Consider the following 11,818-nt stretch of genomic DNA (forward strand, 5'->3'; position numbering starts at 1 on the left):
GATATTTTAGATATCAATAAACTAAATGAAGCGGTAAAAGAAATAGAACAAATTATTTGTTAAAAGCGTACTTTGACGGCTGCGCTAAACCAATTAAAAAAAGTAAAAAAAATAAATAAGGATAGGGTGGAAAAAATGATAAAAATAGAATTTGAAAACTCAAAAGAAATCAAAGAATTTATTGAAGTGTTTAGAGTTGTAGAAACAAGTAATAATGACATAGTTTGTTTTGGAGAGGTTGAAAGTATTGACTCTTGTACAGAAGAAAATGCAAAACATGCTTTAGATATAATAAAAAATCATAAGCACAGTGATAGAAAAGAAAAGTCATATAAAACCTATCTAGGATTAGAAAATGCAGATATAGAAGAAATTTATAAAATTCATTATGGAGATAAGACGAATTCTGAAACTGTTGCAAGTTGCGAAGAAATTAGTTCAGTAAAACTGGATGAAAAATATTGTAATCATGACAATGTTTCAAAAGGTAAAGATACTAGTGATTCAGAATGTACTTGTTTTATTTGTTCTAAAAAAATAGAAAATAAAGAAGATGTATTTAAAATGCCTTTTTTAACACGAGATTATTTAAGTTCAAAAAAGGAAATAAAAAATATTGAAATTTGTGAGAAATGTTTGGATGGCAATTCCTGGAGTGTTATAAGAAGAAAGCAACTTAAGAAAATGAAAAAATAAATATTTAAATTAGTATCTTTACATGTGAAAAAGGAGAGTGAGAAGAAGTGATAAAAAATAATGATTTAAGTTATGAAGAAAAGATAAAAGAATTGAAAAAACGTGGTTTTAACGATTTAACTAAGGAATATGTTTTAACAGAATTTGGAGAGAAACATATATATTTTAAAATATTTCTAGAAGCAATAGAAAAAAAAGGTGATAAAAAGAGTGTATTAATTAAAGAGTTTCCGAAAGGTCTACATCGTTTTTCAAAAGGTTTTATAGAAAAACACACCATCAGCGAAATACTGAAAGAAGAAGAACGTATTAGAAAAATACTAGAATAAGGCTTAGAAATATCTATAATCTAAACCTTATACTTAAATTAAAATTTACCTAATATGTACTCTATTGCAATAGGTAGGGACATATTTAAAAAACTTGAAGTAGAACTTTTTATTTTATTCCATTTAGTGTTATCTCGTATTTTATCTAAATAGTTATGACCTCTAGCAGAAAGGTCTGGAATTTCCGATGCAACATCATCACAGTAATTAATTTTGTTAACAAGTCTATTTTCTGAAATTAAATTTATATGATAGGAAATAGTATCCTCATCATAAGGTAAATTTGCGATTAATTCGTAAATGCTTGTTACATGCTTATTAGGTGTTATTGCTGATTCGATAAATAATAAAATATCTCTTATACAATCTTGATTAGTAACCATTTTATCACCTCCTTTTGATTTAGTATAACATAGGATAAATGAGATAATAATAAAAAATTTTATTGGTGTAGAGCGACAAGGAGCAAAGCAAATGCAAAAGAGAATTACAGAAATGAGTATCTTAGAAAAAGCGGATTTAATTAGTAAGAAACAAAAGAAACTACAAGAAAAATATAAAAATCTGAGCAAAGGGGAGTTATTCTCTATCGCTTGGAATGAAGTTAAAAAAATAGAAGAGCAGGAGGGAAAAAATTTTGAATATAGGTAGCTATACATTAGTAAAGAAACAAATTGTAGAGAAATTAGAAGAAGAAAATAAGCAAAAAGAAGAAAACTTAAAAGAACGTGAGAAACACATAGAAGGATTAGAAAAACGTTTAAGAAAATTTAAAAGATGTGTGCCTGTGTTAGAAGAATGTAAAACAAAAATGGATGGTATTTTAATGGAGCATGCTAGAGAATTAGAGACTTGTAATTTATTCTTAGATTGTCTCTTGAATAACGATATAAAGAAAGCTATTGGAATATATAACAGGACTAAAAGTATTAGAATTAAAGAAAAAAATTTAAATTCTATAACTAAGAAAATTGAAAAAATAAAGCAAATAACTTCCTTGTAGATATAAAATATTTTAATTAAAAGGAGAAATAAAAATATGAATATAGAAGAATACAAAGCGTTAAGCAAATTACAAAATAATCTGTATACACAAGTAGCAGAAAATGAGAAAAGAATTGAAAAGTTTGACATTTTAAAAGCCGAGAAGGAAGAAATTGATTTAGTGTTAGAAAAACTTTATTATAGCTTAAAACTCGAAAGAGTTGAAATATGTGTTAAAGAAAGAAATATTTATGGTGGAACTTGTTGTGATGTTCGAATAGATAAAGATGTAAGTGCGTCGCTTGTACATCTCTTACGCGAGTTAAAAGAAAAAATTGAACAAAAAATGGAAGAAATATAAGGAGGTATATCCGTGAATAAAAATTTTAATGGATGGAAATTAAAAAGTGTAATGCCAATGGACGAAGCTATAAAAATAGCGCAAAAAGATGTAAAAGAATTAAGTAAATATTTAAGTGAAATAAAGAATTGCAAAAAAATAAAAGTTACAATTATTGGGCGAAATGGTACTAAAGTTCCTGTTGTTTTTTCGAATGAACAATTATATGACTTTCTAAAAGAAAGCTTAAAAATAGGTCTTAAGTCTATGCAAGAAGAAGCCTTAGAAACTGTGAAGGAGTTACTTGAATTAAGAGAAGAGGGTGAAAAAAGTGAGCAACCTTATACAGTGCGATTTTTGTAAGAAAATAATTGCTATTGGAAAAGAAAAACATTACATCATTAAAGAGCAAGGTAATACAAGTTTAATTAAAGAGATAGATAGACATATTTGCAAAGATTGCTTAGGTCTTGTAATAGATAATTATTGCAATATTAGAGAAAAAGAAGGTGATGACGATGAATAAAATTAGCGTTATACAAGCATTAGAGAAATTTGACAGTTTACTAGATAATTGGAACGACCTTCCGAATTATGTTTACAAAAAAGAATACAGGGGAAAATTTTACGACTGGATAAAGTCACTTGAAAGAAAAAATAGTTTACAAAATTATAAGATAGTTGAAGTTTTAAATGATGAAAGAAATGGAGAAGAAGCACCGTTTTGGAATTAAATAATAGGAGGGAGTAATATGCAAGAAAATAAAGAAATTTGGTTATATAGTTGGGATGATGAATATTTTGAAAGTGATGAATATGAAAGTAAAAAAGATGCTGTTGAAGCTGCTAAGGAAGAACTTAGAGAACTTGGAGAGCTTAAAGATTTTGAACAAGTTTATGTTGGCAAGAGAGAGGATGTTAGTATACCCAGCATAAATGTAGAATACGTATTAGAACATGTTCAAGAACTAATTGACGATGGATTTGGAGAGGTTGGAGAAGGTTGGATAACAAGAATAGAAGTTGAAGATAGAATAATACTTAGTGATAGATTAAACAAAGTATTTTTAACATGGATAGAAGAATTTGGACATAACGCAACATGGTTTAAGATTGTAGATGTAGAAGAAATAGAAATAGTTGAGGAGGTGGCAGAAAGTGAATAGTACTGTTTTGATTGGAAGATTAACAAAAGACCCAGAACTCAAATATATACCAGTTACAGGCACACCAGTAGCAACTTTTACAATTGCTATAGATAGAGACTATGTAAATAAAGAAGGACAAAAAGAGACTGATTTTATACCAGTTGAAGTAATGGGGAAATCTGCGGAATACTGTGCGAGTTACATAACAAAAGGTATATTAGTCGCTTTAAAAGGTGAAATAAGAGTTGATTCATATACAGATAAGAAAACTGGAGAAAAAAGGATATTTACGAAAGTTCATACAAAGATGGTAACGTCTTTAGAAAGTAGTAAAAATAATAAAGAAAATAAGGAAGAAACTCCGAATTTACAAGCTATATACGACGACCCCGATATACCATTTTAAAGAGGTGGAAAAAATGTCTAAAACAAATAAAAAAACTGCTAAAATTTGCGGATGGTGTGGAACAACGGTTTATTCTTACGTAGATGGTAAAATTGCATATTGCTCTAAGAAATGTAAGAAAAAAAGAGAAAAAAATTTAGAAACAGAAGGGGCGAAAAAATGAAAATAGGTTTAATCGATGTTGATGGGCATAACTTTCCTAACCTGCCACTTATGAAAATATCAGCATGGCATAAACAACAAGGAGATAGCGTTGAGTGGTATGAGCCTTTATTATCAAGTCGAATGGATAAAGTTTATATGAGTAAAGTATTTACAGACTCTAAAGACTACGAATGGAATATAAATGCTAATGAAGTTATAAAAGGTGGCACAGGGTACTTTTATCCGGATGGTGGGAAAATGTTAAAAGATGAAATAGAGCATCAATATCCCGATTATAGTTTATATAACATTAATTCGGCTTATGGTTTTTTAACTAGAGGTTGCCCGCGCTCCTGTTCGTTTTGTATCGTTTCTAAAAAAGAAGGTATTAAGTCTAAGAAGGTTTCAGATGTAGAAGAATTTTGGAAAGGTCAAAAAGAAATTAAGTTACTAGACCCTAATTTACTTGCATCAAAGGAGCATCTAGAATTGCTTGAGCAACTAGTAAAAACTAAATCATATGTAGACTTCACTCAAGGGCTTGATGCAAGGTTGCTAACTAAAGAAAATATAGAACTGCTTAAACAAATTAAAATAAAAATTATACACTTTGCTTGGGATTTTATGAGCGAAACAGACAAGATAATTCCGAAGCTTAAGGAATTTAAAAAAGAAACAAATTTAGGTTATCAGAAGTTAAAAGTATATATCTTAACTAATTATGACACGACAATGGAAGAAAACTTATATAGAATTTATAGATTGAAAGAACTAGGATATGACCCTTATGTGATGATATACGATAAATTAAATGCAGGCAAAGAAGTTAGAAAGCTGCAAAGATGGGTTAATAATAAGATTATTTTCAGAAGTGTAGATAAATTTGAGAATTATAGGGGGTAAAGAAATGAAAGAGTATAGAATTGACATTGAAGAAACGATATTTTTAAAACATAAAGTTATTGTCGAAGTTCCGGAAGAAATATGCGCTTTTGATATATATAAATATATAGAAAATGAATGTCAAGACAAAAGTGAAATATCTGAATATATAGAAAAACTTGGTGGTAAACAATTAAGCTTTATAGAAGGTAACAGAAGAGATAGCGACTTTACAGTTGAAAGTTGCAGGAGAATAAAATAAGGAGAAAAATAAAATGAAAAAAACAAAAATCGAAGAATTTATTACTAAAGTTGAGGAAAGTATGCAAAGTGTAGCAAAAGAAAGTATAAAAGACTTAGAAAATATTTTGAAAGAAATTGAAATTGGAGAAACAGAAGTTAAAATTTTATTTATTGACAAGGGAAAAAAAGTTGGAGAGATTGTTGAATTTACACATGACGAATACATGAAAATAATTATTGAAAAAATGATATTTGATGGTCTTAAAATAATAAAAGAACAACACGAAAAGATTTTAAAAGAGTTCGAAGAAAGAGAGGTCTAAAAATGAATTTTAAAATGATTGCAAATATACCAGAGTGGACAGTAAAAGAACAATTTGAAAAAGTACTTGAAGAAGTTTTAGAACTTAAAGAAGCTGTTGAATTAAAAGATAACAAAAAAATAATGGAAGAAGGTTTAGACGTTATTCAAACAATTTTTACGTTATTTAAAGTATTAAAAATTGATAAAGAGTTATCAGAGGGATTGAAGCTACATAACAAAAAGTTAAGAAAAAGAAAATGGAAATTGGAGAAATTAAAGTAACATGGGAAAAGTTGAATATATTGTTTTTTATTATAATTGCGAAACATTCGAAGTGTGTAAAAAAAGTTTTAGCGCTTTAACAGATGCTAAAGTTTTTAAAAATGAAATAATGGAAGAATATGAAAGTGTTGATATTATAAAAAGAACAGTTTTTGAAGAATTGATTTTGTAATTAACATTCAAAAACGGCAAAAATATAAATTAAAGTGTAAAAGATAAATAGTTTGGATTTACATTAATTATTAAAGTATTAGTCATAAAAGTATTTATATAAATAGATTTTGTTTAAACTTAAAAAAATGAAGTCTTATAACAAAAAAACAAAATAAAAATCCAGAATATTTTGAATAATATGCAGGAGTTGGAAATGCTACAAAATACCTAACTAGTCCCAAAAGCTAAATTTAAGGATTAGTTAGGTATTTATAACAAAAAGTATAAGAGGTGCAAAAATGAAAATAAAAAAAGAGTATATTGACATGGTAAAAAATGAACTTGAAATGTTAGGAGATAAACAAAGAAAAGTAAAAATTTTAAAAAAAGAAATAGCAATACTTAAAAATAAAGAAAAGTATAGAGAAATTAATTACGAAGAATTGGGATTTAAAGTACGAAAAAGTGCAAAAGGTATAGATGATATGATTGTAACGATAGAAGAAGAAATTTACAACAAAGAAACTGAAATAGAATTTATTGAACAGAAAATAAAATTCTTTAGTCTATATTTAGAAGAATTATCAGAAGAAGAACAAAAAGTTATAAAAGAACTATATTTTTATGATTGGAGTAAAAAAAACTCTGTTACAAAACTCTCTGTAGAAATGAATTACTGTCGCGTTAAAATATATAATATACGTGATAGTGCTATAAAAAAGATAGCGCTTATGAAATATAAAATTGATGATATTTTAGCATGAACATAAAATGAACAAATAAAAAACAAAATGTGGATGTTAATAATAAAAAAACATGTTAGAATTGTATCATAGAAAAAAGTGTACATTAACAACTGAATATCCCCTTAAACCTAAAGCCTAAACTTGAAGCTCGAAAGTTTAGGCTTTTTTATTGCCAAAAAGGAAGGGGGTGAGTAAATGAACTTTGTAGAACCTATTCGAGATTTAGAGAAGCTAGAAAGCATATGTGCTTATTTAGAAGAAACTAATATGAGAAATAACGTCCTTTTTAGCATGGGTATATATACAGGACTTAGAGTTGGTGACATATTAAAGCTTAGAATAAAAGACGTCCACGACAAACGATTTATAACTCTTAAAGAAAGTAAGACGGGTAAGACTAAACCTATTGAAGTTAATCCTGTTTTGAGAAGAATACTAAAAGAATATACAAAAGATAAGAATCAAAATGAATTTCTTATTAAGAGTAGAGAACAGCCTAATAAAGCTATTGATAGGGTAACGGCTTATATAATAATAAGAGATGTTGGCGAAATGTTTGGTATAGATAATCTAGGTACACATACAATGCGTAAGACGTTTGGTTATCATTACTATAAAAGGACTCATGATGTTGTAACCTTACAGAAGCTTTTTAATCATAGTTCAGCGACGATAACCTTACGTTATATTGGAATTGAACAGGATGATTTAAACAAAGCATATAGGAATATTAAATACTTTTAGCTTAAGAGTTTAACATAAAAAGGTCACGTTAAACTGGATAAAATATAGTCTTGTAATCAAGTGCCGAATGTATTGTTAATACTAAAGTGTAAGGTTGTTTGAGAATACTTAAATGAGTTTAACAGAATATATCTTATGTTAAACTCAACTAGGAAATTAAAGGAGTGTTACTATGAATAAGTATGGTAAGTTTAAATGTAATAATTGCGGAAAGAAAGTTAATGTGGATGATAAGGAATTAAAGACTAAAGTTATTGATAATACTACTGTTACATACTTCATGTGTCGCAGATGCTTTGAGAAGTTTGTTGTATCATGTGAGGATGATTATATTAAACATAAGAGAGAAGAATATAAGAAGCTTAAAGATGATGAAGTTAAGTTGTTGCAAGAGATGAAGGAGTATAGTGACGGCTTAGGAGAGTTGTATATCAATGAGTTATAAGCACATGACACTAGATAGATTAAAAGAATTAATTTTAATTGATAGACTTGATATATTCTATAGAAGCACGGATTGGCGTAAATTAAGAAAAAAAGCTATTGAAAGAGATAATTACGAATGTCAAGTTTGTAAGAAAAAAAAGAAAGTATCTAAAGCTGAATGTGTACATCATATTAGAGAAGTAAAAGAGTATCCTAGTGAAGCTTTGAAGCTTAATAACCTAACAAGCTTGTGCAACCTTTGTCACAACGAAATTCACGAAAAAATACTAAAAATTAATCAAGAAAAAAAGAAGAAATTTTTTATTACTGAACGCTGGTAGATAGCCCCCCTATTGAAAAAACTGGCTTTCAGCGCGAAATTTTGTGAACCGAGGTAGGTATATGGCTGTTCAGAAAAGCTTTAAAATCGCATAAGGTGTGGAGGGTGGGGTATTGCAACTTAAATCTATAGTTGCAGGTGCAAAAAAGGCTACGAAAATGAGGTGGTGAAAGTGCATGAAAATGATAACTTAAGAAATAAGGAAAATGCACACAATGACTATATTCTAGGCATGACTTATAAAGAAATGTCAGCTAAGTATGGAATATCCGAAAATACATTAAAGTCTTGGAGAAAACGGGGGGGTTGGATACGCAACTGCACCTATAAAAAAGATGCTATGCAAGACGAGAAAAAAGAGTTGGGAAATAATTTAGAAAATGAGATAAAAGAGGATTTATTAAGGCAGTTAGATGAAAATAAAAATACTGCTAAATACTTTATAGATTTAATAAATGACTACTTAGAAATTTGGAATATAAAAAATAACCTCATACAAGATATAAAAACAAGAGGTGTTCAAATAAAATATCAAAATGGTCAAAACCAATGGGGTTATAAAAAAAATGATAGTGTATCAGAGCTTATCAAATACAATGCTCAAATGCTAAATTTGCTTGATAAATTAGGTATAAAGGCAACACCGAAAATTTTGGGTGATGATATTGAATTATAAGTATAATAAATATATAGATGAATATTTCGACTTAATTGACAAGGGTGAAATTGTTCTATGCAAAGAAATGAAACTTGCAGTTAAAAAAATAAAAAAAGATTTAAAAAAAGCTGATATTTATATAGACCATGGAAAAATCGAAAAGGCTATCGAGTACATGGAAAAATATTTTTACAAAATGTATTTTTGGGAAAAATTTGTTGTTGCGCTAGTTGTTGGTTGCTTTAAAGGCAACGAACTTTTATACGACGAAATTTTTATCATGATGGGTAGAGGTAATGGAAAAAATGGCTTTATATCTCAATTGGCTAATTATTTGCAAACACACCTACATGGTATAAAAAATTATGGAATTGATATTGTTGCAATGTCAGAAGAGCAAGCGAAAACAAGTTTTGATGATGTTTATAATATGTTATCTGAGCACCCTGCGATATGCAAAAAGTTTTTTAATAGAACTAAAGAAATAATAACATTTAAAAAAACTAATAGTTATTTAAAGTTCCGTACAAATAACGCAAAAAGTAAGGATGGATTAAGACCCGGCTGCATCATTTTTGATGAGGTTCATGCATACGAAAATTATGATAATATAAAAGTTTTTACTTCTGCACTTGGAAAAACAAAAAATCCTCGCATCTTTTATATCACAACTGATGGAAATGTAAGAGGTGGAGTATTAGACGATTTTAAAGAAGAAGCTAAGCAAATTTTAAATGAAGAAATTAAAAACTCTAAAATGCTACCACTTATTTTTAAGCTTGATAATATAGAAGAAATGGAAGATGTTAATTTATTAGAAAAGGCAAATCCAAGTATAAATTTTAATTCTGATTTAAGGACACAAATCTTAAAAGATATTAATACAGCTAAAAATAGACCTCAAATGATGATAGAATTATTAACTAAAAGATTTAATTTACCAGCTGAGGATTTAGCAACAGCAGTTGCTGAATGGGATGACATAGTTGCAACAAACGAAGAACTGCCGGATTTGAAGGGTTTTTCGTGTGTTGGAGGTTTAGACTTTTCTAGTATAAGAGATTTTACAAGTGTTGTATTATTGTTTAAAAAAGATAAAAAGCGGTATGTTATGCATCACACTTTTATATGTTATAAGTCTTTAGAAATAACGAATTTTAAATTTGATATTGAGTTAGCTAAACAAAAAGGACTTTGCACAATAATCTATGATGAAACAATAAAAGCAGAATATATTGCTGATTGGTTTATTGAAAAAGCGGAGGATTATAATATATTAAAAATCTGCTGTGACTCGTATAGGGCTGCACATGTAAAAGAAGAATTTAAAAGTAAAGGTTTACCAATCGAAGAGGTTCGAAATGGGTCAATAACTCATGCGAAAATAGCCCCTCTTATAGAACAAATCTTCGCAGAAAGAACAATTAAATGGGGCGATGATATGATGATGCGCTGGTATACTAACAATGTGTATGTAGATACAGATAAAAAAGGAAATAAAACTTATTTAAAGATAGAGCCAATCAAACGTAAAACTGATGGCTTTTTTGCATTTTTACATGCTTTATCTAAAGACGAAGAATTGATGCAAGAACAAACTTTTAAGTTTTATGATTGTTACACATATTAATGAGGTGGTGGATTGAATTTTAAAAATTTTATAACTAATTTTTTATTTAAAGATAAAATGTCGGGAGCAGATGGGGAGTATTTTAAAAAACTAGAAGCTACGATATTTTATAAAGAATTTGCGTTAAGGTCATGTATTTCTATTATTGCAAATGCTTTAGTTTTAAGTGAATTTCAGACATTTAAAAATGGAAAATCTATTAAAGAAAAAAATTATTACTTGTTTAATATAGAACCTAACCAAAACCAAAACGCAACAGAATTTTGGCAAGAAGTAATTACAAGACTTGTGTATGACAATGAATGTCTAGTTATACAAGAAAACGAACAACTTTTCGTCGCTGAAAGTTTTAGTGTAGATAAGTATGTTTTTTATGAAGATATATACAAAGATGTTACAATTAGAAACTATAAATTAGATAGAAGTTTTAGAGAGTCAGACGTTTTATATTTTAAATTAAATGTTGAAAGCATAAAAACTGTAATAGATTATCTTTATAATGATTATAAAGATTTATTAAGTAGTGCTATGAAAGGTTATAAAAAAAATAATAGCGAAAAGGGCGTACTTGAAATAGACACAAATTATCCGCAGACAAAAGAAGCGCAAGAACGACTTAACGATTTGATGAGTAATAAATTTAAACGTTATTTTGAAAGTGATAATGCTGTTTTACCGCTTTCGAATGGATTAAAATATACAGAAAATACAAAAACTTCAAGTATGAAAGATAGTAGAGATATAAGAGCGATTATTGATGACGTCATGGATTTTGTATGCGCTGCTTTCCATGTTCCCGCTGGACTTGTAAAAGGTAATGTTGCTGGAGTCGAAAGTATAACAGATAATTTCTTGAATTTTTCTGTCAATCCAGTTGCAAAACTTATTACAACTGAATTAACTAGAAAAATGTATGGTAGAGATAAATTTATTGAAAAGAGTTATGTAAAAGTAGATACACAAAAAATCGCTAACATGGGGCTTGAAAAAATATCAAAAGCAAGTGACTTACTGTTTAGAATAGGTGTAAATTCTATAAATGACAATTTAGAAATGCTTGGTCGAGAAAAAATAAATGAGTCTTGGGCTGATGAACATTATGTAACTAAAAACTATCAGTCGATTTTAAATCCGGATTTGAAAGGAGGGGCTAACAATGGAAATGGAGAAAAGAGCGGTATCGCTGGAAATAAGGGACAGTAATTTAGAAAGTCGTAAGATAAGTGGTTATGCTGCTATTTTTAATGATGATTATACTAAATTGCAAGACAGATGGGGCGATACTTTTTACGAAAAGATTTCAAGAGGTGCATTTTTAAAAACTTTAGCAGATAACACTAGGGATAAGTTTATGCTTATAAAC

General features: G+C 28.4%; 25 protein-coding genes. 24 read left to right on the forward strand and 1 reads right to left on the reverse strand.

The window, feature by feature from the left end:
- Positions 1-135: 135 nt before the first annotated feature.
- Together KGF39_RS17750 and KGF39_RS17755 are read left to right on the forward strand one after the other, a co-directional pair.
- Entirely contained in the window at positions 136-696 is a 561-nt protein-coding gene (locus tag KGF39_RS17750; protein ID WP_227823307.1) for a hypothetical protein, read from the forward strand.
- Positions 697-743: 47 nt separating this feature from the next.
- The gene (locus KGF39_RS17755; RefSeq protein WP_227823308.1) at positions 744-1,025 is read left to right on the forward strand and encodes a hypothetical protein; all 282 of its coding nucleotides are present in this window, start codon (positions 744-746) and stop codon (positions 1,023-1,025) included.
- Positions 1,026-1,063: 38 nt separating this feature from the next.
- On the opposite strand, the gene KGF39_RS17760 is transcribed toward KGF39_RS17755, so the two are convergent.
- On the reverse strand, positions 1,064-1,408 hold the full coding sequence (locus tag KGF39_RS17760; protein WP_227823309.1) for a DUF2513 domain-containing protein: 345 nt from the start codon (positions 1,406-1,408) through the stop codon (positions 1,064-1,066).
- A 91-nt stretch (positions 1,409-1,499) separates the two neighbouring features.
- Here KGF39_RS17760 and KGF39_RS17765 point away from each other — a divergent pair, with 91 nt between their 5' ends.
- The 22 genes from KGF39_RS17765 to KGF39_RS17870 form a co-directional block, all read left to right on the forward strand.
- Entirely contained in the window at positions 1,500-1,676 is a 177-nt protein-coding gene (locus KGF39_RS17765) for a hypothetical protein (protein ID WP_227823310.1), read from the forward strand.
- Positions 1,663-2,028 (forward strand): hypothetical protein, encoded by a 366-nt coding sequence (locus KGF39_RS17770; RefSeq protein ID WP_227823311.1) that lies wholly within the window; start codon positions 1,663-1,665, stop codon positions 2,026-2,028. The genes KGF39_RS17765 and KGF39_RS17770 overlap by 14 nt, the downstream gene beginning before the upstream one ends.
- 36 nt (positions 2,029-2,064) lie before the next feature.
- Entirely contained in the window at positions 2,065-2,370 is a 306-nt protein-coding gene (locus tag KGF39_RS17775; protein WP_227823312.1) for a hypothetical protein, read from the forward strand.
- Between the two features lie 12 nt (positions 2,371-2,382).
- The gene (locus KGF39_RS17780) at positions 2,383-2,712 is read left to right on the forward strand and encodes a hypothetical protein (RefSeq protein WP_227823313.1); all 330 of its coding nucleotides are present in this window, start codon (positions 2,383-2,385) and stop codon (positions 2,710-2,712) included.
- The gene (locus KGF39_RS17785; RefSeq protein WP_227823314.1) at positions 2,681-2,875 is read left to right on the forward strand and encodes a hypothetical protein; all 195 of its coding nucleotides are present in this window, start codon (positions 2,681-2,683) and stop codon (positions 2,873-2,875) included. Before KGF39_RS17780 ends, KGF39_RS17785 begins: the two co-directional genes overlap by 32 nt.
- A complete protein-coding gene (locus tag KGF39_RS17790) occupies positions 2,868-3,083 on the forward strand; it encodes a hypothetical protein (RefSeq protein ID WP_227823315.1) in 216 nt (71 codons plus the stop codon). Before KGF39_RS17785 ends, KGF39_RS17790 begins: the two co-directional genes overlap by 8 nt.
- Positions 3,084-3,101: 18 nt before the next feature.
- Positions 3,102-3,515 (forward strand): hypothetical protein, encoded by a 414-nt coding sequence (locus tag KGF39_RS17795; protein ID WP_227823316.1) that lies wholly within the window; start codon positions 3,102-3,104, stop codon positions 3,513-3,515.
- On the forward strand, positions 3,508-3,903 hold the full coding sequence (locus KGF39_RS17800) for a single-stranded DNA-binding protein (protein WP_227823317.1): 396 nt from the start codon (positions 3,508-3,510) through the stop codon (positions 3,901-3,903). Before KGF39_RS17795 ends, KGF39_RS17800 begins: the two co-directional genes overlap by 8 nt.
- Before the next feature lie 13 nt (positions 3,904-3,916).
- The gene (locus KGF39_RS17805) at positions 3,917-4,066 is read left to right on the forward strand and encodes a hypothetical protein (protein ID WP_227823318.1); all 150 of its coding nucleotides are present in this window, start codon (positions 3,917-3,919) and stop codon (positions 4,064-4,066) included.
- Positions 4,063-4,950 (forward strand): radical SAM protein, encoded by an 888-nt coding sequence (locus tag KGF39_RS17810; RefSeq protein ID WP_227823319.1) that lies wholly within the window; start codon positions 4,063-4,065, stop codon positions 4,948-4,950. Before KGF39_RS17805 ends, KGF39_RS17810 begins: the two co-directional genes overlap by 4 nt.
- Before the next feature lie 4 nt (positions 4,951-4,954).
- Positions 4,955-5,191 (forward strand): hypothetical protein, encoded by a 237-nt coding sequence (locus KGF39_RS17815; protein WP_227823320.1) that lies wholly within the window; start codon positions 4,955-4,957, stop codon positions 5,189-5,191.
- Between the two features lie 13 nt (positions 5,192-5,204).
- A complete protein-coding gene (locus KGF39_RS17820) occupies positions 5,205-5,495 on the forward strand; it encodes a hypothetical protein (RefSeq protein WP_227823321.1) in 291 nt (96 codons plus the stop codon).
- Positions 5,496-5,497: 2 nt separating this feature from the next.
- Positions 5,498-5,758: a hypothetical protein gene (locus tag KGF39_RS17825; protein WP_227823322.1), complete on the forward strand. Its 261-nt coding sequence runs from the start codon at positions 5,498-5,500 to the stop codon at positions 5,756-5,758.
- Position 5,759: 1 nt separating this feature from the next.
- A complete protein-coding gene (locus KGF39_RS17830) occupies positions 5,760-5,930 on the forward strand; it encodes a hypothetical protein (protein WP_227823323.1) in 171 nt (56 codons plus the stop codon).
- 280 nt (positions 5,931-6,210) lie between these two features.
- Complete coding sequence (locus KGF39_RS17835; RefSeq protein ID WP_227823324.1) at positions 6,211-6,675, forward strand: hypothetical protein; 465 nt, start codon at positions 6,211-6,213, stop codon at positions 6,673-6,675.
- 177 nt (positions 6,676-6,852) lie between these two features.
- Positions 6,853-7,401 carry a site-specific integrase gene (locus KGF39_RS17840; RefSeq protein WP_227823325.1) on the forward strand — a complete coding sequence of 183 codons (549 nt, stop codon included), beginning with the start codon at positions 6,853-6,855 and terminating at the stop codon, positions 7,399-7,401.
- 172 nt (positions 7,402-7,573) lie between these two features.
- Positions 7,574-7,846 carry a DUF2197 domain-containing protein gene (locus tag KGF39_RS17845; RefSeq protein WP_227823326.1) on the forward strand — a complete coding sequence of 91 codons (273 nt, stop codon included), beginning with the start codon at positions 7,574-7,576 and terminating at the stop codon, positions 7,844-7,846.
- A complete protein-coding gene (locus KGF39_RS17850; RefSeq protein WP_227823327.1) occupies positions 7,836-8,168 on the forward strand; it encodes an HNH endonuclease signature motif containing protein in 333 nt (110 codons plus the stop codon). The genes KGF39_RS17845 and KGF39_RS17850 overlap by 11 nt, the downstream gene beginning before the upstream one ends.
- A gap of 162 nt (positions 8,169-8,330) precedes the next feature.
- The gene (locus tag KGF39_RS17855; RefSeq protein WP_308463842.1) at positions 8,331-8,843 is read left to right on the forward strand and encodes a P27 family phage terminase small subunit; all 513 of its coding nucleotides are present in this window, start codon (positions 8,331-8,333) and stop codon (positions 8,841-8,843) included.
- On the forward strand, positions 8,827-10,455 hold the full coding sequence (locus KGF39_RS17860; protein WP_227823331.1) for a terminase TerL endonuclease subunit: 1,629 nt from the start codon (positions 8,827-8,829) through the stop codon (positions 10,453-10,455). Before KGF39_RS17855 ends, KGF39_RS17860 begins: the two co-directional genes overlap by 17 nt.
- Before the next feature lie 57 nt (positions 10,456-10,512).
- Positions 10,513-11,658, forward strand: coding sequence for a phage portal protein (locus KGF39_RS17865; RefSeq protein WP_227823328.1), 1,146 nt, complete (start codon positions 10,513-10,515; stop codon positions 11,656-11,658).
- Positions 11,612-11,818, forward strand: a 207-nt coding sequence (locus KGF39_RS17870; protein WP_227823329.1) for an HK97 family phage prohead protease, incomplete at its 3' end; no start/stop codon positions are given. The genes KGF39_RS17865 and KGF39_RS17870, both read left to right, overlap by 47 nt.

The sequence above is a fragment of the Clostridioides sp. ZZV14-6345 genome (genome assembly GCF_020657775.1).
Classification (GTDB): domain Bacteria; phylum Bacillota; class Clostridia; order Peptostreptococcales; family Peptostreptococcaceae; genus Clostridioides; species Clostridioides difficile_D.

Coding starts and splice junctions, on each gene's coding strand:
- KGF39_RS17750 (WP_227823307.1), top strand. CDS start 136: ATGATAAAAATAGAATTTGAAAACTCAAAAGAAATCAAAGAATTTATT.
- KGF39_RS17760 (WP_227823309.1), bottom strand. CDS start 1,408: ATGGTTACTAATCAAGATTGTATAAGAGATATTTTATTATTTATCGAA.
- KGF39_RS17765 (WP_227823310.1), top strand. CDS start 1,500: ATGCAAAAGAGAATTACAGAAATGAGTATCTTAGAAAAAGCGGATTTA.
- KGF39_RS17775 (WP_227823312.1), top strand. CDS start 2,065: ATGAATATAGAAGAATACAAAGCGTTAAGCAAATTACAAAATAATCTG.
- KGF39_RS17790 (WP_227823315.1), top strand. CDS start 2,868: ATGAATAAAATTAGCGTTATACAAGCATTAGAGAAATTTGACAGTTTA.
- KGF39_RS17795 (WP_227823316.1), top strand. CDS start 3,102: ATGCAAGAAAATAAAGAAATTTGGTTATATAGTTGGGATGATGAATAT.
- KGF39_RS17805 (WP_227823318.1), top strand. CDS start 3,917: ATGTCTAAAACAAATAAAAAAACTGCTAAAATTTGCGGATGGTGTGGA.
- KGF39_RS17810 (WP_227823319.1), top strand. CDS start 4,063: ATGAAAATAGGTTTAATCGATGTTGATGGGCATAACTTTCCTAACCTG.
- KGF39_RS17815 (WP_227823320.1), top strand. CDS start 4,955: ATGAAAGAGTATAGAATTGACATTGAAGAAACGATATTTTTAAAACAT.
- KGF39_RS17820 (WP_227823321.1), top strand. CDS start 5,205: ATGAAAAAAACAAAAATCGAAGAATTTATTACTAAAGTTGAGGAAAGT.
- KGF39_RS17825 (WP_227823322.1), top strand. CDS start 5,498: ATGAATTTTAAAATGATTGCAAATATACCAGAGTGGACAGTAAAAGAA.
- KGF39_RS17830 (WP_227823323.1), top strand. CDS start 5,760: ATGGGAAAAGTTGAATATATTGTTTTTTATTATAATTGCGAAACATTC.
- KGF39_RS17835 (WP_227823324.1), top strand. CDS start 6,211: ATGAAAATAAAAAAAGAGTATATTGACATGGTAAAAAATGAACTTGAA.
- KGF39_RS17840 (WP_227823325.1), top strand. CDS start 6,853: ATGAACTTTGTAGAACCTATTCGAGATTTAGAGAAGCTAGAAAGCATA.
- KGF39_RS17845 (WP_227823326.1), top strand. CDS start 7,574: ATGAATAAGTATGGTAAGTTTAAATGTAATAATTGCGGAAAGAAAGTT.
- KGF39_RS17850 (WP_227823327.1), top strand. CDS start 7,836: ATGAGTTATAAGCACATGACACTAGATAGATTAAAAGAATTAATTTTA.
- KGF39_RS17860 (WP_227823331.1), top strand. CDS start 8,827: ATGATATTGAATTATAAGTATAATAAATATATAGATGAATATTTCGAC.
- KGF39_RS17865 (WP_227823328.1), top strand. CDS start 10,513: ATGTCGGGAGCAGATGGGGAGTATTTTAAAAAACTAGAAGCTACGATA.